22 protein-coding genes are annotated in these 20,745 nt (G+C 36.9%); 6 read left to right on the forward strand and 16 right to left on the reverse strand.

Features of this window, described 5'->3' with window-relative positions; genetic code table 11:
* Nucleotides 1–10 precede the first annotated feature (10 nt).
* Nucleotides 11–1,087: a ThiF family adenylyltransferase gene (locus BMY50_RS14740; protein ID WP_093326064.1), complete on the forward strand. Its 1,077-nt coding sequence runs from the start codon at nucleotides 11–13 to the stop codon at nucleotides 1,085–1,087.
* Here BMY50_RS14740 and BMY50_RS14745 read toward each other — a convergent pair.
* The 8 genes from BMY50_RS14745 to BMY50_RS14780 all read right to left on the reverse strand — a co-directional run bounded on the left by BMY50_RS14745 (nucleotide 1,079) and on the right by BMY50_RS14780 (nucleotide 7,676).
* Nucleotides 1,079–1,405, reverse strand: a complete 327-nt coding sequence (locus BMY50_RS14745) for a nucleotide pyrophosphohydrolase (RefSeq protein ID WP_093326067.1) — start codon at nucleotides 1,403–1,405, stop codon at nucleotides 1,079–1,081. The genes BMY50_RS14740 and BMY50_RS14745 overlap by 9 nt on opposite strands.
* A gap of 39 nt (nucleotides 1,406–1,444) precedes the next feature.
* Nucleotides 1,445–1,903 (reverse strand): D-aminoacyl-tRNA deacylase, encoded by a 459-nt coding sequence (gene dtd, locus BMY50_RS14750; protein ID WP_093326499.1) that lies wholly within the window; start codon nucleotides 1,901–1,903, stop codon nucleotides 1,445–1,447.
* Nucleotides 1,900–3,168 (reverse strand): peptidase T, encoded by a 1,269-nt coding sequence (gene pepT, locus BMY50_RS14755; protein ID WP_093326074.1) that lies wholly within the window; start codon nucleotides 3,166–3,168, stop codon nucleotides 1,900–1,902. Before pepT ends, dtd begins: the two co-directional genes overlap by 4 nt.
* Nucleotides 3,169–3,186: 18 nt before the next feature.
* The gene (locus BMY50_RS14760; RefSeq protein WP_093326076.1) at nucleotides 3,187–4,671 is read right to left on the reverse strand and encodes a tetratricopeptide repeat protein; all 1,485 of its coding nucleotides are present in this window, start codon (nucleotides 4,669–4,671) and stop codon (nucleotides 3,187–3,189) included.
* 121 nt (nucleotides 4,672–4,792) lie between these two features.
* A complete protein-coding gene (locus BMY50_RS14765; RefSeq protein WP_093326079.1) occupies nucleotides 4,793–5,539 on the reverse strand; it encodes a zinc ribbon domain-containing protein in 747 nt (248 codons plus the stop codon).
* Complete coding sequence (locus BMY50_RS14770; RefSeq protein ID WP_093326082.1) at nucleotides 5,539–6,636, reverse strand: Nif3-like dinuclear metal center hexameric protein; 1,098 nt, start codon at nucleotides 6,634–6,636, stop codon at nucleotides 5,539–5,541. Before BMY50_RS14770 ends, BMY50_RS14765 begins: the two co-directional genes overlap by 1 nt.
* 8 nt (nucleotides 6,637–6,644) lie before the next feature.
* A complete protein-coding gene (locus tag BMY50_RS14775) occupies nucleotides 6,645–7,109 on the reverse strand; it encodes a hypothetical protein (RefSeq protein WP_093326085.1) in 465 nt (154 codons plus the stop codon).
* A gap of 144 nt (nucleotides 7,110–7,253) precedes the next feature.
* Nucleotides 7,254–7,676, reverse strand: coding sequence for a DUF4199 domain-containing protein (locus tag BMY50_RS14780; RefSeq protein WP_093326089.1), 423 nt, complete (start codon nucleotides 7,674–7,676; stop codon nucleotides 7,254–7,256).
* A 255-nt stretch (nucleotides 7,677–7,931) separates the two neighbouring features.
* Between BMY50_RS14780 and BMY50_RS14785 the strand changes: the two genes are divergently transcribed.
* Entirely contained in the window at nucleotides 7,932–8,504 is a 573-nt protein-coding gene (locus BMY50_RS14785; protein ID WP_093326092.1) for an RNA polymerase sigma factor, read from the forward strand.
* Complete coding sequence (locus BMY50_RS14790; protein ID WP_093326095.1) at nucleotides 8,497–9,153, forward strand: hypothetical protein; 657 nt, start codon at nucleotides 8,497–8,499, stop codon at nucleotides 9,151–9,153. Before BMY50_RS14785 ends, BMY50_RS14790 begins: the two co-directional genes overlap by 8 nt.
* 42 nt (nucleotides 9,154–9,195) lie before the next feature.
* Here BMY50_RS14790 and BMY50_RS14795 read toward each other — a convergent pair whose 3' ends face one another.
* The 6 genes from BMY50_RS14795 to BMY50_RS14820 all read right to left on the reverse strand — a co-directional run bounded on the left by BMY50_RS14795 (nucleotide 9,196) and on the right by BMY50_RS14820 (nucleotide 15,437).
* Entirely contained in the window at nucleotides 9,196–10,206 is a 1,011-nt protein-coding gene (locus BMY50_RS14795; RefSeq protein ID WP_093326098.1) for an inorganic phosphate transporter, read from the reverse strand.
* Nucleotides 10,207–10,266: 60 nt separating this feature from the next.
* A complete protein-coding gene (locus tag BMY50_RS14800) occupies nucleotides 10,267–10,914 on the reverse strand; it encodes a DUF47 domain-containing protein (protein ID WP_093326101.1) in 648 nt (215 codons plus the stop codon).
* A 122-nt stretch (nucleotides 10,915–11,036) separates the two neighbouring features.
* On the reverse strand, nucleotides 11,037–12,062 hold the full coding sequence (locus BMY50_RS14805) for a sensor histidine kinase (RefSeq protein ID WP_093326104.1): 1,026 nt from the start codon (nucleotides 12,060–12,062) through the stop codon (nucleotides 11,037–11,039).
* A 44-nt stretch (nucleotides 12,063–12,106) separates the two neighbouring features.
* Nucleotides 12,107–12,772 carry a phosphatidylserine decarboxylase family protein gene (locus BMY50_RS14810; protein WP_093326108.1) on the reverse strand — a complete coding sequence of 222 codons (666 nt, stop codon included), beginning with the start codon at nucleotides 12,770–12,772 and terminating at the stop codon, nucleotides 12,107–12,109.
* Nucleotides 12,773–12,845: 73 nt separating this feature from the next.
* Nucleotides 12,846–13,379: a hypoxanthine phosphoribosyltransferase gene (gene hpt / locus BMY50_RS14815; RefSeq protein ID WP_093326111.1), complete on the reverse strand. Its 534-nt coding sequence runs from the start codon at nucleotides 13,377–13,379 to the stop codon at nucleotides 12,846–12,848.
* A gap of 15 nt (nucleotides 13,380–13,394) precedes the next feature.
* Nucleotides 13,395–15,437, reverse strand: a complete 2,043-nt coding sequence (locus tag BMY50_RS14820; RefSeq protein WP_238383779.1) for a biosynthetic peptidoglycan transglycosylase — start codon at nucleotides 15,435–15,437, stop codon at nucleotides 13,395–13,397.
* Nucleotides 15,438–15,607: 170 nt separating this feature from the next.
* Between BMY50_RS14820 and BMY50_RS14825 the strand changes: the two genes are divergently transcribed.
* The 3 genes from BMY50_RS14825 to BMY50_RS14835 all read left to right on the forward strand — a co-directional run bounded on the left by BMY50_RS14825 (nucleotide 15,608) and on the right by BMY50_RS14835 (nucleotide 17,783).
* On the forward strand, nucleotides 15,608–16,666 hold the full coding sequence (locus BMY50_RS14825; RefSeq protein WP_093326114.1) for an Mrp/NBP35 family ATP-binding protein: 1,059 nt from the start codon (nucleotides 15,608–15,610) through the stop codon (nucleotides 16,664–16,666).
* Nucleotides 16,667–16,735: 69 nt separating this feature from the next.
* Nucleotides 16,736–17,014 (forward strand): NifU family protein, encoded by a 279-nt coding sequence (locus tag BMY50_RS14830; RefSeq protein WP_093326116.1) that lies wholly within the window; start codon nucleotides 16,736–16,738, stop codon nucleotides 17,012–17,014.
* Nucleotides 17,015–17,129: 115 nt separating this feature from the next.
* Entirely contained in the window at nucleotides 17,130–17,783 is a 654-nt protein-coding gene (locus BMY50_RS14835) for a carboxypeptidase-like regulatory domain-containing protein (protein ID WP_238383780.1), read from the forward strand.
* A gap of 98 nt (nucleotides 17,784–17,881) precedes the next feature.
* On the opposite strand, the gene BMY50_RS14840 is transcribed toward BMY50_RS14835, so the two are convergent.
* Together BMY50_RS14840 and BMY50_RS14845 are read right to left on the reverse strand one after the other, a co-directional pair.
* Nucleotides 17,882–18,355, reverse strand: a complete 474-nt coding sequence (locus tag BMY50_RS14840; RefSeq protein ID WP_238383781.1) for a nitroreductase family protein — start codon at nucleotides 18,353–18,355, stop codon at nucleotides 17,882–17,884.
* A gap of 107 nt (nucleotides 18,356–18,462) precedes the next feature.
* On the reverse strand, nucleotides 18,463–20,607 hold the full coding sequence (locus BMY50_RS14845) for a carboxy terminal-processing peptidase (RefSeq protein ID WP_093326501.1): 2,145 nt from the start codon (nucleotides 20,605–20,607) through the stop codon (nucleotides 18,463–18,465).
* Between the last annotated feature and the right edge of the window lie 138 nt (nucleotides 20,608–20,745).

The following is a 20,745-nucleotide window of genomic DNA, read 5'->3' on the forward strand; positions in this document are numbered from 1 at the left end:
AAAATGTAATATGTTAAAACAAGAAAGACAGTATTTTGACCGCCATATAAAATTAAAGGACTTTGGTGAGGCCGCTCAGAACAAGCTTTTTAATGCGAGAGTTTTGGTCGTCGGTGTCGGTGGCTTAGGGTGCCCTTTACTTCAATATTTAGTTACCGCAGGGATAAAAACACTTGGAATCGTGGATGGAGACAATATCTCAGCTAGTAATCTGCATAGACAAATTCTTTACACGCTACAGGATGTAGGTTTTCCTAAAGTAGAAATTGCTTCGAAAAAATTAATGTCTTTACAGCCCTTTGTTCGTATCGAAACCCATAATTTCTATTTAAATAGCCAGAATATTTTAAAAATTTTTAATGAATACGATATTATTGTCGACGGTACTGATAATTTCGTTACACGCTTTTTAATAAACGATGCCTGCGTTATACTGGGCAAACCACTGGTATCAGGTGCAATCAATGATTATACCGGACAACTCTCTGTATTTAACTATAAAGGAGGCCCCACTTATAGATGTCTCTTCCCCGAAGAGCCATTGGATGAAGATTGTACCTCTTGTTCCGTAAATGGTGTTTTAAATGTGCTCCCTGGATTGATTGCGCTTTACATGGCCAATGAAGTAATCAAAATAGTTACCGATTATGGAGAAGTTCTTTCCGGCAAATTGTTATTGATTGACATACAAAGTAATCATCATCAAATTATATACATTGACGCCATTCCTGAACACCAGCGAATAACTAAACTTCCATTAGCTAAAACCGAAATACCTTCAGAGGGAGAAAGTGAGGAAACAAACAAAATTTTGTTGAGTCTCCGAGACGTGCAGGAATATTTAGCGAAAAATCCAAAAACACAACTTATTGATGTTCGTGAAACGTGGGAATTCGATGAATATAATATTGGCGGTCAAAACATTCCCTTATTTGATCTTGTAACAAGAAAAAATGAAATCGACTCGGTTAATACGATAGTTTTTTTGTGCCAAACGGGCAAGAGAAGCCTATATGCTGCGCATATGTTGAAAAATGATGTAAAAAGTATCTTGGCTGCTCGTTTAAATGATAGCTCGCTATCTTAATTTTTCGTTATTTTGGTGTCGTTCTTTATCTCGTATATTTTTTTTCTCCAAATTTTTTTCCAACGCTTCTGTAAGGTTTATTCCCGTTTGATTAGCTAAACAGATCAGCACAAATAAAACGTCCGCCATTTCATCCGCGAGGTTTACTTCTTTATCCGATTTTTTGAAAGACTGCTCTCCGTATTGCCTTGCCATTATACGAGCAACTTCCCCCACCTCCTCCATGAGCATCGCCGTATTAGTAAGCTCATTAAAATAACGGACACCAATCGTTTTAATCCAATTATCTACTGTTTCTTGTGCTTCCTGTATAGTCATTTCTCCGTCGTGATAAGCTCGCTTCTCAGCGCACTTTAGTTAATAATTTTCTTTATCTTTTGTATTCATCATGATAGTAACCGGCCCGTCATTGAGCAAGCTAATTTTCATATCCGCCCCAAATACACCTGTTGCTATCTTCTTATTTAACAGAAATTCCAATTCTTCAATCATCTTTTCATAGAGCGGTACAGCGACTAACTGTTTTGCTGCCCGGATAAAAGAAGGTCTATTTCCTTTTTTTGTTTGCGCAAATAAGGTAAACTGTGAAATGAGTAATACATTCCCTTCAATGTCTAAGACGGACCGATTCATTAATCCGTTGTCGTCTCCGAAAATGCGCATATTTACAATTTTTTGGGCTAACCATTTCACATCATCCACCACGTCCTCTTGTTCAATGCCTAATAAAACAAGCAATCCATCATCAATCTGGCCGGTTATGTTATTATCTACTTTACAGGAGGCCTTCGAAACGCGTTGCACAACGGCTCTCACGATACTTCCCCCCGCTCCGCCCATAGTCGGGCGATATTAATAATGGTTATCGATGCATGCTGCATGTCTTGAACGGAAACCCATTCTTGTTTACCATGGAAGGCATGTTCTCCAGCAAAGATGTTCGGACAAGGCAATCCCATAAATGATAAACGAGATCCATCGGTTCCTCCACGTATACTTCTTCTTATAGGTGTCAATCCTGCTTGTTGTATTGCCTTTAATCCGATATTCATTACTTCAGGATACTCATCAAGTACCTGCTTCATATTTCTGTATTGTTCTTGAACTTTTAATGAATAGCTGCAATTCGGATATTGATTGATAACGCGCATAACAACCGCTTCAAGCTCCTGTTCGTGCCTTTCCAGAAGCGCATCTGAAAAATCCCTCACAATGAATTCAATTGTTGCCTGCTCTACAGTGCCAGATATTGATACTGGGTGAATAAAACCTTCTTTACCAGCAGTCGTTTCGGGAGATAATCTATCTTTTGGAAGCGCTTCGATTATTTCAGCGGCTATCTTGATAGCACTTTTCATCTTCCCTTTAGCAAAACCTGGATGAGCGCTTACGCCATCAATCGTTACAACTACGCCATCTGCAGAAAAAGTTTCATCTTCAATAGATCCAAGCGTTTCTCCATCAACTGTATAACCGAAATCTGCTCCTAATTTTTTAAGATCCACCTTATTTACACCACGCCCTATTTCTTCATCTGGCGTAAATAAAAGACGTATTTTACCATGTTTTATTTCAGGATGCTTTATAAGCAAGGATATTGCATCCATTATTGCCGCCAATCCGGCTTTATTATCTGCTCCCAATAATGTTGTACCGCTTGCTGTGATAATATCGTTTCCATATTGATTTGTTAAATCAGGGTGGTTGGATTTCGTGATAACTTGACCGTTATCGTCTGGCAAGATAAGATCCTGTCCTTGATAATTATAATGAACGATCGGTTTAACGTCCTTTCCACTGCAATCGGGAGAAGTATCCATATGAGAACAAAAGCAAATAACCGGGATATTGTCTTCAGATGTGTTATTTTCAAGCGTTGCATATACATAACCGTATTCGTCCATATGAGCGTCACTTAATCCAAGCACTAATAATTCTTCAACTAAAATTTTCCCTAATTCTTTTTGCTTTTCTGTAGACGGCTGGGTTAAAGACGATGGGTCACTTTGCGTATCTACCTTAACATAACGTAAAAACCTTTCTATAACCTGATGCTCGTATGACTCTATCAAAATACTCATGCTGTAAAATTAAGAAAATTAAAATCTTCCCTCTACCCTTTTTAAACCTTCTTTGGCTTTATTTTCTATGCTACTTTCGTAATCATGATTCTTCATGTTAATTGCTTTATTATAAGAATCAGCGGCTTGTTTATATTGCTTCCTTCGCATATATATATCACCTAAAAGCACAGCCGCATTAGCAGCATAATAATATTTACTGTGCTCTCCGAAAGCTATCGTATAGTTATAAAATTTAATTGCACCAGCCATTCCTCCAGTTTCATGAAAAACCCGTCCAAATCGATAACAATATTCTATTTTGTATCGCTTTTCTTTATATGTGTTAGCATTTTCATTGTTTAGGATTTCTTTCGCTTTGTCGTAATATCCACCATCGAATAAAAATCTTGCTCTCAGTAAAGCTGGATTCGGTTCTCCTTCGCTGGCTTCATTGATAGCCTGTTTGTCTTTTTCATCAAAGGAGGCACCTTCCTTTTTTACCTTCGTTATAAAAGTATTGTATTTAACCTCATCTCCCTTTAATATTGCGATGTATGCTAAATGTAAATAGGTATCTTTAATAAGACTTGCTCCCCTTGTTGATTGCAAAAAGTCATGAAGCTGAACAGCAGCTGACAGGTCTAGTTTATTAAGTTTTGCCATACCCAGTAGATAATCAAGGTAGGGATAATCCGTGTACCCTGATTTAGTAGGTCTGTTCATTAAATAACTGATAGCCGCCCCGTTATGTCCCGTTTTATAGGCAGCGTATGCTCGAATATATACTTTTAATAAGCTCGTATCATCTAATCTTTCGGTGGCAGTTATTATTTTGTCAAATGCATCTTTTTCCTTGGTTATATTTACCCAAACTTGACTCAAGTAAAAAACTGATTCGTCATAAAAAATATCATAAGTAGAACCGGGTAAATTATCCACGAGCTCTTCTAGCATTCTTTCGCCCTTCTCGGTACCTCCCCGTACTCCAAGAGTTCCTAGGGCCTTTTGTGCGCCAGAAGGTAAAGACCCAATAACAGCATTCAACATCCCTAGCCCCTTATAATTTGGCAGGAATTCCGGATATTTTTCCGTATTCTCCTGAAGCATGTTATAAGCACGTTTGATCTCTAGCGCACTGGTGACGTATTCTTGATATCGTCCGCGTAAGAGCGACCATTGTAAATTAATCTCTGCTTGCGCAAAAAGATAATAGGGCGAATCTTTACTATCGGCACTTATTTTCGATAAGCGTATTGACTTATTTTTTTTTAGCTTATCAAATTCAATTTTATTATCTGACGCAAGAATATAAAAATAGTCGATGTAATTTTCGATCAGATATACCATGCTATTAGCAGGATTCAGCGCTCTTTCTTTTTCTATATATTGTCTGGCCAGATCAAGCCTTAGGTTCATGACCTCGTAGTAAGCATTTTTACAATTTGTGCTAAACTCGAAAGAGGCTTTGGATATAAATCCAGTCAACATTAATAGGATAAATACGATGAATCTGAGTGCCATTTAAAGGATTGAATAGATGAACCAAATTGAGGTACGAAATAGCATTAACAGTGCCAAAATTCATGGACAATAAAAAAGCCCAGGACATATGACCTGAGCTTTACAATTCTATAAATGCGTGTTATGCTTGAACGATATTGTCTTCAACGAAGGCTTCATCCACCAAAATACGGCCACAGTGCTCACAAACAATAATTTTCTTACGCTGACGTATATCCAATTGTCTTTGAGGCGGTATTTGGTTATGACATCCTGAACAGGAATCTCTATCTATAGTTACGACAGCAAGTCCATTTTTAGCATTGTTCCGTAATCTATTATATGCTATAAGTAAGCGTTCTTCAATTTTCGATTCCGCATCGTCCGCCTTTTTTATTAAGGCATCTTCGTCCTTTTGTGTTTCAGAAGTAATGGTGTCTAATTCCTCTTTTTTAACTGATAAATCTTTTCTCCGTTCTTCTAAATCTCCCTGCGTCTTTTCATAAACATCAGTTTTATTTTTGATCTCAAATTCATGCTCGCGAATTTTTTTCTCGCAAACTTGAATTTCCAATCCCTGAATCTCAATTTCTTTGGTAATAGCATCGTATTCACGATTGTTTTTTACCTCATTCAGTTGTGACTCATACTTTTTGATCGCCGCCTGAGCTTCCTTAATCATATTTTTACGATTAACGATAGCATCTTCCAAATCATCCAGTTCTGTTCTGTTTTTTTCGATACGTGTTTCTAAGCCTGCCACCTCATCCTCAAGGTCTGCTACCTCGATTGGTAATTCGCCACGAACTTGGCGAATCTTGTCAATTTTAGTATGGATTGTCTGCAGATCCCAAAGGGCCTGCAACTTTTGCTCTACGGTTTGTTCCATTAAATATAATAATTTATTGGGTTTGTATTTATTCCGGTTAAACGGACTGCAAAGTTAGGAAATTTTTTTTGAATTATTTCCAACAATAATTCTTGTGTAAACTGCTCACTTTCAAAATGTCCAACATCCGCAATAAGGATTTTTCCTTCGGCATCAAAAAATTCATGATACTTGTAATCTCCTGTTATAAAAGCATCTGCACCCATCCTGATAGCTTGTGGTAATAAAAAGCCCCCGGCACCACCGCAAACGGCCACACGTTGGATATTTTTCTTTTTTAATTTAGTATATCTTATCACTTGCAAATGAAGATTTTCCTTTATTTGTGCCAAAAAATCCAGTTCACTTAATGCTATTGGCAACATTCCGATCATTCCGCTTCCAATACTGCTGTAAGCGTTCTGTAACTTATATATATCATAGGCAACCTCTTCATATGGATGATTTTCGTACATCGCAACTAAAAGCTTCCGCTCTAAATGCTGTGGATATACAACCTCTATCCGTTCTTCCGGTTCTGTGTGTTGTTCACCAATCGTTCCGACATAAGGAGTTGAACCCTCCTTTGCCCGAAAAGTTCCTAGACCATCGGTACTGAAACTACATTGATCATAATTTCCGATAGCACCGGCACCTATATTAAATAAAGCGTTCCTTAACGACTCAGCGTGAGTTTTAGGAACAAATACAGCCAATTTATTAAGCAGGTTTTCCTTTGGAGATAGTATGGAAAGATCCTGCAGTTTTAATTTTTCGGCAATCTTTCTATTTACACCGCCGAATATGTTATCAAGATTCGTATGTATCGCGTAAAGAGCTATATCATGTTTAATGGCTTTCATTACCGTTCTCTCAACATAGTTACTTCCATTAAATCGCTTGAGTCCTTTAAAAATGATTGGATGATGTGAAATAATTATATCACAGTTTGTGCTAATAGCTTCTTCAACCACTTCTTCAGTACAGTCTAAAGAAATAAGCGCCTGGTTTATCTCTTTGTTATGATCACCCACCAATAAACCCGAATTATCATATGTCTCCTGATAAGGCAGTGGAGCAATGTCTTCTAAATATTTGGCTAATTCTGCTAATCTCATGGTCCTAATTATTTTCTGTTTTCTTCTGCTAAAAAAGCATTATGATCATTTAAAAGAGATCTGAAATTATTCATTTTTACCCAATATGCTATAAAATAGAAAAAATAAACCAAGTTTAGACCAACAAGGAGGTTAACAGATAAAGGAAACATTGTCACGACATATAATATACCTACTGTTATTCCTGTTGAACGCCCAGGGGATTCTTCTTCCGCGATCTTCCGATCATAAAATTCATTTGTCAATGAGTCTGACATCCGTTTTGCTAATTCAAAGTTCCAATAAATATTGAAAATCGGGATCAGAATTAACCATGCTTCCCACGGTTTCATATGTCTATTAGCGGGGTCGATCAACTTTAATGTTGCTCGAAAGGTGTTGGCATAAAAGGCTTTAATAATTAAACATATTAACGCAAAAACCCCTGCAGCAATTATCGTTTCACGGTCTAAATTATTTATATTAAATTCCATTTGCACGAAAGTACATCAAAAACTTAGATATCTTGGATTTTATGTGCAAATAACAAAAACGGAATATAAACCGCCAAATCATCTGCCACTCATCCACCCTTGAATAGGGTTTACAAATGAAAACATACATAATACAAGTAAATCCTAAAGGTTCCTTGGACGGTTCATAAACCATAGACTTACCGCAAAATTTAACAGAATTCCAACCAAGAGAGCACCTCCAAATCTCCCAATATACTCTTCTGTATAGGGCTGACGTTCATATTGTAACAGTATAGCCGTTGCCAGTCCGGCCAAAGCTCCTCCAACCAACAAAATCATGAAACCTTGTACAAAAGCTCGAAAGAAAGAAATATCAGCATTGGGTAAGGTATTTTTGTAACTTCGAATCCCAAAATATAAGCCTACAAAAGGGATTAAAACAGATAGATATTCCATCCATGTTATCCCCAGAAAACCATTTGAAGAAATGGTACTTAAATTATAAGCACCAAATTTTTGTATAACAAAAATCCAGATTCCACTTAGAATTCCGATCAATACACCATATGGCCATGCATGTTTCATAATCAGTTTATTTGATTGTCTTCATATAACAAGGCTTTACTCTAATTGTTTATAACCTGAATTCGATTATTCTTTATGAGCTCAAAATTCAATAACCATCCTAGGCAAGGTGCTTTTGTGAAGACCTATTGGGATAAGTCAAGCGAAGGTAACGCTACACAGGGTAGCTATTGGATTACCTTTGCCGAGATTTATTTTCGCAGATTGTATATTATATATAATTTCATTACATTAGAAATATCAAAACCTTAAAAATTGGTCTTTAAACGAACGTATAGGCAATCGGAAGCAGATTTATTAATACAATATAAATCAACGGGAGACCTTAATCTCTTAGGTACTCTTTATGAACCCTACATGCCCCTAATATATGGTTTATGTCTTAGGTATCTTAAAGAAGAAAGCAAAAGCGAAGATGCCGTTATGCAAATCTTTGAACAGTTAATAAAAAAATTACGCATACATGAAGTAAGCAATTTTAAAAGTTGGCTTTATTCTTTCGCCCGAAATTATTGCTTAATGGAACTAAGAGCTTCCGGTAAAAACATTACTATTTCCATTGACGAAAATACTTTTATGGAAAATGAGCTTACCGAGCATCAATCCTTTGAGCATGATATGCTCGAGACAAAATTGAGTTCAATGGAAAAATGTCTAGAGCATCTGAATAACGAACAAAAAAAGTGCATTAAGTTGTTTTATCTGGATCAAAAATGTTATAAGGACATTTGTGAAATTACTGGTTACGATATCAGTAAGGTAAAAAGTTACATTCAAAACGGAAAGAGAAATTTAAAAATTTGCATGGAAAAAAATGGAGATGGATAACACTTATAATATAATTAGAATACAACAGTATCTTAGAGGAGAGTTGACTCCAGAAGAAATGAACCAACTTGAGCGACAAGCTTTAGAAGACCCTTTTTTAAATGATGCTATTGAAGGTTATGCCGTTAAGGGTGTTAGTCATACCAAACTCACGCTGCTGCAACAAAGGTTACAGGATAGAATTGCACAACAGCCCCAAGAAAGGAGCCGTATGCTTTTTAATTCACAACGACTTGGAATTGCAGCCGTTGCTTGCTTGCTTTTTATCTTATCTTGTGTACTTTTTTGGATGATCAATACAAGAGACGCTAAGAAAAATCAAGGACAAGTTGCGCTCGAATTGAATACATCGGAGCCCATACCGTCTGGAAATGGTTTATTTATTGCAAGAAAATTGACGAATCAATCTGCTTCGCCAGTAATAGGCTGGGAGGCATTTAATACCTATATTAAAAAGAATACGCGCACTGCTATTATAGGAAAAGACGTTGTGGTGCTCTCTTTCGAGGTAAGCGAAAAAGGTCGGCCAATTAACATCACTTCCTCCAAAGGTAAACCGGCGTCTGTAAAAGAAGCTAAAATCTTATTGGAGAAGGGCCCAACTTGGACGGGAAGTAACCGTGCAGAAATCGAATTTGTTTTTGAATAAAAAAGAGCTTTTTACGCAAAAACAAATGCAAGCTTATGGTAATTATAAAATATAATGCATAATGCCATAGGTAATACCAGCAAGTACTGCCGACACCGGAATTGTGAGCACCCACGCCCATAGTAAACTAATGGTAACTCCCCAACGTACAGCAGAAACTCGTTTAACAAGTCCGACCCCAATAATAGATCCCGTAATGGTATGTGTGGTGGAGACTGGTATTCCAAAATGTTCAGTAATGCCTAAAGTTAAAGCACCAGCGGTTTCTGCTCCTACCCCTTCTAAAGCCGTTACTTTTGTGATTTTGGTTCCCATCGTTTTAACAATTTTCCACCCACCACTCATTGTGCCCAGCGCAATTGCAGAGTAACACGTCAATGGAATCCATTCGGGCATATGGTTTGCGTTTGGTAAATAGCCCCCAGCGACCATAGCAACCACAATAATCCCCATCACTTTCTGTGCATCATTACCTCCATGAGCAAAACTTAATGCGGCAGAAGAAACCAACTGTAATCTCTTAAACCATTTTTCTGCAACAGCGGGTTTAGAGTGCTTGGCTAAATGGAGAATAATAAGTGTAATTACAATGGAGATGAGCATACCGATCACCGGCGCTAATACAATAAATGAGATAATCTTTAAAGTTGGTGCAAGATTTATCGCTTCTAATATTGGGTCTCCTAAAAACAGCGCATGCGCCATTCCTGCTCCAGCAAAACCTCCAATCAACGTATGAGAGGAGCTAGAAGGTATACCATAATACCAAGTGAAGAGATTCCAGCTAATAGCCGCTATTAATCCTGCTAAAATCACTTCAAGTGTAATATAATTCTCAACAACAGTTTTTGCTATCGTATTAGCTACTTTGTGGTCTGTGAAATAAAAATATGCTGCAAAATTAAAGGCGGCAGCCCACAATACCGCTTGAAAAGGTGATAAAACTTTTGTAGAAACAACGGTTGCTATGGAATTTGCGGCATCATGAAAACCATTGATATAATCAAAGGCGATGGCGAGGACAATTACAACAACCAATATAGTGGTTAACATAATTTTTTAGTTTTAATTAGCAAATGTGCTGTCTTTTAATCGAAAAAATGCTCTTGATTTTTAAGCATTTTTAACCAAAATACTTTCCAGCACGTTGGCCACATCTTCACACATATCAGTAGCTGTTTCTAAAGTAGCAAGAACCTCTTTGTATTTTATAAGAGCAATAGCATCTTTCTCATACAAGAAAAGGTCTCCAATGGCTTTGTTATAAACATAGTCAGCCTTATTCTCAACACTATTCACCCGTACACAAGCATCTGCAATACTTCTAACATTTTTAAGATTTCTTAACTCGTACATGCCCTTTGAGAGCGCGGTTACTGCCTCGACGATCAAGCTCGCTAGCTCTTTAATAGGCTCTGTAATCTCGTCTACATGATACAGTTCCATTCTATTGGCAGAGTCAAAAATATAGTCAGCAATATCATCCAGCGCACTGGCAAGCGTATGGATATCTTCACGATCAAAAGGCGTTATAAAATTCTTTCCCAGCTCCAGGTGAATTTGGTGCGTAATATCATCACCTTTATGTTCAAGATCTTTAACCTTTTTATAATGCAATTTTCGTTGCTCCAAATCTTCCGTATTAACAGCCTCGTTAAGCGCGTTGGCAATGTCAATAAGATTTGTACTGGCCTGTTCAAAAAGAGGAAAAAACTTTTTGTCTTTTGGAACGAAGTATTGAAATATACTGTTTAACGACATTTTTCTTGTTAATATAATTATGTTGCAAAGGTATATCCTTAATGTTAAGTTAATGTTAAGTTTATGCCAACTCTACAATAAACAACATTTATGTAACAGCGTTTAAGAAACTAGAGAAAAAATCAGTCCTTCGCTAAGGTAAAACCGAATGTTGAGCCGAGCCCTTCAGTGCTTCTTACGGAAATGGTTTGTTGATGCGCTTCCAAGATATGTTTCACAATGGCGAGTCCCAAACCAGATCCACCAATTTGTCTCGATCTGCTTTTATCCGCTCTGAAAAATCTTTCAAATAAACGCGGTAAATATTTTTCTTCTATTCCTATTCCATCATCCGTTACTTCTACGAGTACCTGATCATGCAATTCATAGATTTTTATGAAGGTATGCCCTCTTTCTTTTCCGTATTTAAGAGAGTTACTGATCAAATTCACCAACACCTGTCTAATCTTCTCTCGGTCAGCATTTACAAAAATGGGATAGTTATATTTATGTTTAAATATAAGCTCTATTTCGTGTTTCTCTGCCTTTAACTCAAGAGACTCCATTACTTCTTTAATTAAAACAGACAAGTCAAAGCGTTGATAATTTATTTTTATCTCGCCACTTTCAAGCTTGGCTATTTCATCTAAATCCTTAATAAGATAACTTAAGCGATCCAGATTGTTAGACGCCTTCTGAAGAAACACTTTTGCACGATCCGGATCTTCCTCCATTAAATCTTCCTGAACAGCCTCAATATAGCCCTGAATTGCAAACAATGGTGTTTTGAATTCATGGGAAATATTCGACAGAAATTCGCGCCTAAATTGCTCTTGATTTTTCAGCGCCTCTATTTCAGTCTTTTTTTCGCGGGCCCATGACTTTACTTCTTCCTGAACATCGTTTATGGGGTCATCACTCAGTTGCTCTCCCAGGGCTTCTTTTAAATCCTTTCCTAGTTTTAAGTTATGGATGAGCTTATAAATCAAGGTGATTTTACGATAAATGTATCGTTCAATTAGGTAGTAGAAAACAAAAAAGCTACAAATAAAGGCTATTACAAAGGTGATGAGAAAATAATACCAGCTGTGTTGGAAATAGAAGTTAACAGAACTTAAAGATAACGCTACAATCAGGGCATTAATGGATACCAACAGTTTAAACTGCATAACACATACTTATTTAATATAAGTTTCAAGAAATCTACAGACAATTAAACCGCATCAAACTCCCCCAATACGGTAATTCCTCCTTTAACCTTATCTCCTAGCTTTACATTAATTTTAGTCCCTATTGGTAAGAAAACATCTACCCTCGAACCAAATTTTATAAAGCCAAATTCGTCTCCCTGCTTAACCTCTTTGCCTTCATTTACATACCATACAATTCTACGGGCCAATGCTCCCGCAATCTGCCGGAATAGCACTTCAACGCCAAAAGAACTTTCAACCACTATCGTTGTACGTTCGTTCAGTGTAGACGATTTTGGATTCCAAGCCATTAAGTATTTGCCGGGGTGGTACTTGAAAAATTTTACTATTCCAGCAATTGGGCTACGATTACTGTGAACATTAACTGGAGACATGAATATTGATATTTGCAATCTTTTATCCTTAAAATATTCTGTCTCTTCTACTTCTTCTATCACAACGACCTTTCCATCAGCTGGACATAAAATTAACCGTTCGCCTGGGTTAACTTTCCGAATAGGACTTCTAAAAAATTGTATTACGGTTACCAGAAGAACGAAGGATACTATATATACGATCCAGGTCAACAACGCATTATCTGAAAAGTAAAAATGCGTGAGCGCATTAATAATAAAAACAACTAAAATAGAAAGAGCTAGCGTTGTATAACCTTCTTTGTGAAATTTCATCCGAAAAATATTGTATTACGATACAAACTTAGCATATTTTTTCCAGTTGATATAAATATCATTTAAAGGGATATCAAATGGCTTTGTAAATATCCTTTAAGTTTCTTCCTAAACCGTTATAATCCAAACCATACCCTACAACAAATTGGTTTTCAATTTCAAATCCTACATATGCAATTTCATCAAAATCATGTTGTAAGGCATCTGGCTTTAACAATAAAGTACATACCGCCAAAGAAGATGGTTCAGATTTCTTTACACTATTGATCACTTTTTTAAGTGTATTCCCAGAATCTATGATATCTTCAACAATAATAACATCTCGTCCTTTTAAATCAATATTGAGTCCCATCAATTCATCCACCTGTTCACTTCTATTTACGCCACTATACGAAGTCATTTTAACAAAACAAACTTCTGAAGAAATGTGTACTTGCTTCATTAGATCCGCCATAAACATAAAACAGCCATTTAAGATCCCCACAAAAACAGGTACCCGCCTTTCATAAGCAACATTTAACTGAATACCTATCAGCCGCAGTCGCTTTTTTACCTGTTCATGTTCAATCATTAGCTCAAAATCCTTGTGATCTATCTGTATTTTCATGCTTGCCTTTTTGATTTAGTTTTCTTGCTCTTTATCCTTTTTTCCTCCACCAAACAAACGCTCTAAAAAACCTTTCGTTTCTTCCATCTCTTTTTCAAAATCATAAACTTTAACCGTATCAACCTGCGCAGTATCTGGTCTTGCCGGACGAAGATCCTCTCTCAAGGTAACATTATAGAATCCATAATTACTGCTATCATCTGCTACCATTCCTCTCCTGGCCATTAATCCTCCAATTAAGCGGAAATAACCACTAAGATAGGACTTCAGATGACCGTCATACTGAAAGGGATACAACCCGCTTTTTGGTTTGGGAACAATACTGGCTAAATAAATACTCTCTCCTAAATTTAATTGAGAAGGATGTTTTCCGAAATAAAATCTCGACGCTTCACCGATACCATAGACATTTCTTCCCCATTCGATGATATTTAAATAAACCTCAAACATCCTTGATTTATTTACAACATTGTTGTTTTCTATTAACCATACCATTAAAATCTCTTCAATTTTTCGAGCAAGTGTTTTCTCTCTTCCCAAATATGCATTTTTTACCAGCTGCATAGAAATAGTACTACCGCCCCGCTTAAAGGCTTTGGCTTTCAGGTTTGCAGTAATAGAAGCCCTAAATGCCTCTTCAACAAATCCTTTGTGGCTAAAGAAAGAGGGATCTTCCGCCGTAAGGATCGCATTTTTTAAATTTTGTGAGATCTCATTTATGGGTGTGAAATTAGGGTTACTAGGTCCCACAATAAAACTACGCATGGCCTTGCCATCTTCGTAGGGAGTATACGTAAAGGGAGTACTGATCTTTGCTAAGTTAGTTTTTCCCCAAGAGTTGATTCTAAGGCCATCCTTTTGCATTGCTGCGGATAACCGAACACTATCCGGATGATCTATATCAACATATAAGTCGAGATTATATTTTAATTTGCCTGAAACCCTAATACCTTCTAAATTATCAAACATGCCTTGAGGAAAAGAATCAAATAAATCCTGTGCGGCTATTTCGGGCATATGTACTCCTAAAGAAATCGTTTTGTATGGCTTGAAAGTTATTTTACCATAAGGATGAGCCTTTAATTTTTTGATACTTACTTCAGAACTTTTATCTAATCCAATATAATTTTCACCAATCAAAACATCTGCCGCAATACTGCCCTCGGGAATCACAATATTATTTTCGGCAATACGCCAATGATGTATAATAAGGTTTTTAGCTGCCCATCCTCCTGACATCTGAAGCTCGCCACCATTCATGGTTACTTTTTTCAAATCTGTCTCCAATGTATCAAACCTCAGTGTAAGCCCATATTTTTTCCTTAATATCGGCAGTTCAACGGCCTTTCCATCAGCAAATAGTTTAAGATACAGTTGCTTTTTATCCGGTTTCAGCTCACCTAAAGCATGCCATACCGCTTCTTTTCCGTTAATCTCAATAGTGGAAGATAAATCTCCATTCGTTATAATGGCCTCCGGTATATTTACTTGTTGACTAGTGCTATCGTCTTTATATGTTGTTAAAAAATCTTTCAACCTCATATTCTGAGGGATTTTATATAAAACACTATTTATCAATTTATTAGCAAGTTCTGCAAGATTCATCTTAGCAGAAGTTTTTGTAGTATCCTCTTCCTTACGACGAAAAAGAAAATCATAATTACTCAAAGTATCCTTTTTTACAAAAGAGAGTTTACCGTCATGTAAATTAATGGCTGCAACTTTTACATCACCCCCAATCAATGGCCATAATTTTACAGCGACTTCTAAGTATTGGATCTTCAGCAGTTCAGCTCTATCTTTCGGTTGCGCACGAACCTCTTCTAATGTAACTTCATTTAATCCAGAAAAATAAGCCTTTTTAATGGCTAAATTAATATCATACTCTAGCAGTGCCTTATGCTTGGCACTTTGTATCGCTTTAGCCAAGAGTTCTTCTCTTTTATTGTAAATCACAATAAATGCTATAAATATCATGACAAAAACACCTCCTAATACTAGAAGTGCTAATTTTAGATACTTAGGATTAATTTTTTTGATATACTCTTTTATCATCATGATTAAAACCGAAAACGAAATCAAAAGTAAACATTATTTTTACCATCCTGTTCGTCCCCTCTTATTTGTTTAAATTATGTAGAAATGCATTATATATACAAGTAAAACCGTTTGGATTCCCAACAATGTATTGGTTAATTGTTACTTTTGTAGAAATTATTGAATTTTAAATGATTACTAAAGAACAGGTACTACACGCTTTAAGCTTTGTTGAGGACCCAGATTTCAAAAAAGATCTTGTTACCTTGAACATGATTAAGGATGTTGAAATTACCCCTAATAGAATAAGCTTTACCGTAGAGCTCACAACCCCTGCATGTCCAATGAAAGATCACATTGAACACGCTTGCCGAAATGCAATTGCTCATTTTGTTGATAAGGAGATTGGGGTGTCTATTAACATGACGTCAAGAGTAATGTCAAAACCAGACAAGCAGTTAGACAATATAAAGAACATCATATTAGTAGCCTCCGGCAAAGGAGGTGTCGGAAAATCAACAGTTGCTGCCAATTTAGCATTAGCTCTTCAATTAAAAGGCGCTAAAACAGGTTTATTGGATGCGGATATTTACGGTCCGTCCTTGCCAATGATGTTTGGTTTGGAAGGAGCTCGTCCAAAAGCATCGAAAACGAGTGATGGCAAGACAAAAATAGAACCAATAGAAAAGTTTGGCATTAAATTACTTTCAATTGGCTTCTTTACTGATCCGAACCAAGCCATTCCATGGAGAGGCCCGATGGTAAGTGCAGCTATTAAACAGCTTTTTAATGATGCTGATTGGGGAGACTTGGATTACCTCGTTGTTGATCTTCCTCCGGGAACAGGCGATGTCCATATTACTATTGCCCAAAATTATCCGGTAGCAGGCGCCGTTATCGTAACAACTCCACAGAATGTTGCTTTGGCCGATGCTCAAAAAGGAATCGCCATGTTTATGATGGATACGATAGACATACCGTTGTTAGGTATCGTTGAAAACATGGCTTATTTTACACCAGCGGAACTTCCAGAAAATAAATATTATATTTTCGGAAAAGATGGCGGAAAACATTTGGCGGAAAAATTTAATGCTCCCTTTTTAGGAGAGCTTCCTCTTATAAAAAGTATAAGTGATGCCGGCGATAATGGATATCCGATTGTTACAGATGAAGATGAGCCAATTTCAAAAGAATTTTTGATAATTGCAGAGCGGGTTGCCCAACAATTATCGTTGCAGCATGCTAATTAAGACAAAGACAGCTGTTTCATACAACAAATAATTTTAGTATCTTTACATCTATTTAAAACCATTAAGGTTATGAGTTTACAGGAGAGAGTAGAAGAAGCGCTAGAAACCCTCAGACCGTATTTAGAGGCAGATGGAGGCAATGTTACAATTGAGGAAATTACCCCTGAGAACGTTGTCCGACTAAGACTATTAGGTTCATGCGCATCATGTTCAATGAGTATTATGACTTTTAAAGCCGGTTTAGAGCAAGCTATTCAAAAAGCAGTTCCTGAAATAACCGCAGTAGAAGCTATAAACATCACAGATGCAGATGATCCTAATGCCACTATGCCTCAAAGGGTTAACTAATCGCTTTATCCATTTAACAAAATTTAACTAGAAGCTCTATAGAGTTTTTGGTAGCTTTATGGCACTGTTGTACTTTCTAAGAACTAGAATGTGCTCATAGTTATAAAATAATCGGATGAGAAGTAAGAGGCTATTAAGTTGTATCTATTTTATTTTAGGAATGTTCGTCGTAGTTCATGGACAACAATCTCCTGAGAAAAAGCTTGTACAATTCAGTGGGATTATACATAATACCGATACCAGTATTGTTGTTCCTTATGTAACCTTAACGAATCTTTCTTTTCAAAAAGAGTTATTCAATGCCAATCACCAAGGTTTTTTTTCCTTCGTTGCGCATGAAGGCGATACAATTCAACTAAGTGCCGTTGGCTATCGTACCGAAAAACTCATTATACCAAAGTCACCCAATAACAAAGTTACTGTAGATTTATCCATGAAACCGCAGATTGTAGACTTGCCGGTGGTAACGGTATATCCTTGGGCAAGTATTGACGAATTTAATTATGCCTTTATGAATTTGAAAATTGCCGCGGATGACTATTTGATTGCTCAAAGAAACCTTACCTCCGAGTCATTAATGGCCATGGCAAAAGAAGTTCCACGAAATGCCGCTGAAATACAAAACATAGACGCTATTAACCGCCATATCAGCCTTTCTAACAAGGCTGTAAACCAACGTAACTCTAATCCATTATTTAGTCCGCTTGCTTGGGCGAGCTTTATAAACCAAATAACGCAGGGCAACAAAAGTAGAAGTAATAACAATTAACTTTCAACCCATTCAACTTTTTCTTCAACTGGATTCCTTACACCTTCTCTTTCATTCTCGTTGTGATATCCAAGGTAAAACAAGCCAAGGCACTCCTCTCATTCTCCAAGGTTTAAAAAGGGCCCCATCTCACTGATAGTATTCGGTGTACTCCAATACCCACCAATACCTTTAGCTTTAGCAGCTAGCCAAAGGTTTTGAACTGCGCCGCCAACCGCCGCGATCTCCTCCCATCTAGGTATACTGTCACTGTATTTAATGTGAATAGCGATGACGGCCGCTGATCGACGTATTTTGTCTTTAGTAACTTCATATTTTTTTTGCAAAAAGCTTTCTGGGCTCGTCTTTTCTTTATATAAATCGGCCATTTTATTGCCCAACTTTTCCAGTCCCTTGCCTTTAAATACCGTAAATCTCCAAGGTTGTGTAAGCTTATGATTAGGGGCATAATTTGCACATTCGAGCAATGCCAATATAATTTCGTTTGGAATCTGCTTCTCGATATAGCTAACAGGAAAAATACTTCGTCTATACTTTATATTATTTAATATAATCTCTTCTACTTTCGTCATTCATTACTCTCTTTAGTAATAATAGGATCTTTTATCAGAATTGCCACTACAGATTCGCTTTTAGCTTCTAATCTAGTGGCAATTCTAAACAAATTATTAAAAATACATTACGCAGAGGCTTTAACACCTTCAATAAAATCGCCCATGACATTTAGGCTTTCATCGAGCATAAAATCATTTTCGGTACGAGGAACATGGTCTCCCTTTTTAATTTCGGGTAATCCCTGTAATTTACGTCTTGCATTAATACGTTCCCTATTTTTAACCTCTTGATCATCTCTCTCCTTTTTCAACTTTGCCTCCTGCAGCGTAATAGATGTTTCGCTCTCTTTTTTCTTAAATAAAGCAATATCATCCAATAAGTATTTATATTCTGGAGATGCATCCATTCGTTTTGTATGTTTTTCCTCCAACTGTGTTTTCAAGGTAGAAAGATTAGCAAACGGAGTGAAAGAAGACGATTTTATTTGATCCCAAGGCAACGCCGCTTTTTCAGAGCTTTCACCAAACTTATCCGCAGGGAAAACGGTAGGAAATTCCACATCCGGGGTTACACCTTTATGTTGCGTACTGCTTCCATTTACCCTATAAAATTTAAATGTAGTAAAATTAATCTGTCCAAATTGAGGGGCTCCCTGAGGCATCCCTTCATCAGCACCTGGAGCTCCACCTGATTCAGTTTTTGTTCTTGCTGCAAGTAATAATCTATCGGCTCGGCTAATGAACTGATCCATCGCAACTGCGCTCTGTACGGTTCCTTTTCCATAAGATTGCGTACCAAGAATAATTCCTCGGCCATAATCTTGTATCGCTGCAGCAAAAATTTCGGATGCCGAAGCACTAGATCGATCAATCATTACTCCAAGAGGGCCATCCCAACTAATTGAAGGATCTTCATCGTTATTCACTTCAATTCGGTTATTAGGATCGCGAACCTGCACAACTGGACCAGATTTTATAAACAATCCAGTTAAATCAACTGCCTCTATCAAAGATCCCCCACCATTACCTCTTAAATCCATCAATACACCATCAACTTTTTGTTGTTTAAGCGTGTCTAATATTCGTTTTACATCACGTGTAGTGCTCTTATAATCAGGATTACCTGCTTGCATTTCCTTAAAGTTAATGTAAAATCCAGGTACCTTTATTATGCCTATCTTATAGCTTTTACCATCATCTCCCTTTATCTCTTTTATCTCTTTCTTTGCGGATTGCTCTTCATCCACAATTTTGTCGCGAACTAAAGAAACAATTTTAGGCGTGGCGGTTAACTCTTGTCCAGCTGAAATGATTTTTAACCGAACGGTGGTTCCTTTAGGCCCCTTTATTTTTGAAACCACATTACCTAAGCGCCAGCCAATAACATCCACAAACTCGCCATCTCCTTGAGCGACAGCAATAATCCGGTCATCTTGCTTTAACGTCTTATCTCTAAACGCGGGTCCTCCAGGAACGATCTTCATAACTTTTACCACCTCGTTATCCATCATCAACTGTGCTCCTATACCTTCGAAAGATCGCGACATACTTTCATTAAACCTTTGCGCGTCCTCTGGTGTAAAATAATTAGTATGAGGATCTATTGAAGCCGTAAAAGCATTCATCATCAGTTGGAATGCATCGTAATTATTTGATGTATTCTCTTGAGAAATGAGGTTTTGATATCGGTCTTTTAACGTTTTTCTATTTTTCGCCTCTTCTCCTTCTTTGCCAGTACTGCTTAGTTTTAAATTCAGAAGATCATATTTAATCCTTTTCTTCCAATTCTCATTCGCCTCTGCCTCCGTTTTAAACCAATCTAAATCTTCTCTGTTATATGTAAAAGATTCTTCTTTAGTAAAGTCATACTTAGCATCTATTTGAGAAACAGCATACTTCATTCGCTCTGCAAAACGTTTCCTATAAACATTATAGATTTGAAACATCGAACTTAGATCACCATTTTTTAGATCGCTCAATAAAACCTTACGATAAGGCTCAAAACCGTCAATATCTGTTTGAAGAAAATAGTTTTTTCCCTGATCCAACCCTTTCAAGTAAAGATCAAAGACCACGGTAGACAAAGAATCATTAAATGGGATTTTTTTATAATGGGCTTTTTCAAGTAAGTTCACCAAATCTTTAGCAATAACTTCTTGTTTGGCATTGGGCCTCAGCACACCTGCACCTTCATCCAAATTAACACGCGGATTAGCACTGCACGCAACAGTCGCTACAACAAACAACGCCAGGAACAATTTCTTTAACATCTCTTGGAATGATTTAATATCCATTATTAGTAATACTCGTTTGGGCAGCTAAGCCCTTAAGGTTTTAAATTTATCAAAAAAAGAACCAAATATTTTATAGCCCTCCGTTAAACCGACAATTATTCAATAATTTAACAA

The organism is Olivibacter domesticus (assembly GCF_900109575.1).
GTDB classification, from domain to species: Bacteria; Bacteroidota; Bacteroidia; order Sphingobacteriales; family Sphingobacteriaceae; genus Olivibacter; species Olivibacter domesticus.

Excerpts from the sequence above, each read along its gene's own strand:
- BMY50_RS14810 (WP_093326108.1), bottom strand. The coding sequence starts at position 12,772 with ATGAAATTTCACAAAGAAGGTTATACAACGCTAGCTCTTTCTATTTTA.
- BMY50_RS14830 (WP_093326116.1), top strand. The coding sequence starts at position 16,736 with ATGAGTTTACAGGAGAGAGTAGAAGAAGCGCTAGAAACCCTCAGACCG.
- BMY50_RS14825 (WP_093326114.1), top strand. The coding sequence starts at position 15,608 with ATGATTACTAAAGAACAGGTACTACACGCTTTAAGCTTTGTTGAGGAC.
- BMY50_RS14740 (WP_093326064.1), top strand. The coding sequence starts at position 11 with ATGTTAAAACAAGAAAGACAGTATTTTGACCGCCATATAAAATTAAAG.
- BMY50_RS14760 (WP_093326076.1), bottom strand. The coding sequence starts at position 4,671 with ATGGCACTCAGATTCATCGTATTTATCCTATTAATGTTGACTGGATTT.
- BMY50_RS14820 (WP_238383779.1), bottom strand. The coding sequence starts at position 15,437 with ATGATGATAAAAGAGTATATCAAAAAAATTAATCCTAAGTATCTAAAA.
- BMY50_RS14795 (WP_093326098.1), bottom strand. The coding sequence starts at position 10,206 with ATGTTAACCACTATATTGGTTGTTGTAATTGTCCTCGCCATCGCCTTT.
- BMY50_RS14775 (WP_093326085.1), bottom strand. The coding sequence starts at position 7,109 with ATGGAATTTAATATAAATAATTTAGACCGTGAAACGATAATTGCTGCA.
- BMY50_RS14845 (WP_093326501.1), bottom strand. The coding sequence starts at position 20,607 with ATGTTAAAGAAATTGTTCCTGGCGTTGTTTGTTGTAGCGACTGTTGCG.
- BMY50_RS14790 (WP_093326095.1), top strand. The coding sequence starts at position 8,497 with ATGGATAACACTTATAATATAATTAGAATACAACAGTATCTTAGAGGA.
- BMY50_RS14745 (WP_093326067.1), bottom strand. The coding sequence starts at position 1,405 with ATGACTATACAGGAAGCACAAGAAACAGTAGATAATTGGATTAAAACG.
- BMY50_RS14805 (WP_093326104.1), bottom strand. The coding sequence starts at position 12,062 with ATGCAGTTTAAACTGTTGGTATCCATTAATGCCCTGATTGTAGCGTTA.
- BMY50_RS14780 (WP_093326089.1), bottom strand. The coding sequence starts at position 7,676 with ATGAAACATGCATGGCCATATGGTGTATTGATCGGAATTCTAAGTGGA.
- BMY50_RS14800 (WP_093326101.1), bottom strand. The coding sequence starts at position 10,914 with ATGTCGTTAAACAGTATATTTCAATACTTCGTTCCAAAAGACAAAAAG.
- BMY50_RS14840 (WP_238383781.1), bottom strand. The coding sequence starts at position 18,355 with ATGACGAAAGTAGAAGAGATTATATTAAATAATATAAAGTATAGACGA.
- BMY50_RS14765 (WP_093326079.1), bottom strand. The coding sequence starts at position 5,539 with ATGGAACAAACCGTAGAGCAAAAGTTGCAGGCCCTTTGGGATCTGCAG.
- hpt (WP_093326111.1), bottom strand. The coding sequence starts at position 13,379 with ATGAAAATACAGATAGATCACAAGGATTTTGAGCTAATGATTGAACAT.
- BMY50_RS14770 (WP_093326082.1), bottom strand. The coding sequence starts at position 6,636 with ATGAGATTAGCAGAATTAGCCAAATATTTAGAAGACATTGCTCCACTG.
- pepT (WP_093326074.1), bottom strand. The coding sequence starts at position 3,168 with ATGAGTATTTTGATAGAGTCATACGAGCATCAGGTTATAGAAAGGTTT.
- BMY50_RS14835 (WP_238383780.1), top strand. The coding sequence starts at position 17,130 with ATGAGAAGTAAGAGGCTATTAAGTTGTATCTATTTTATTTTAGGAATG.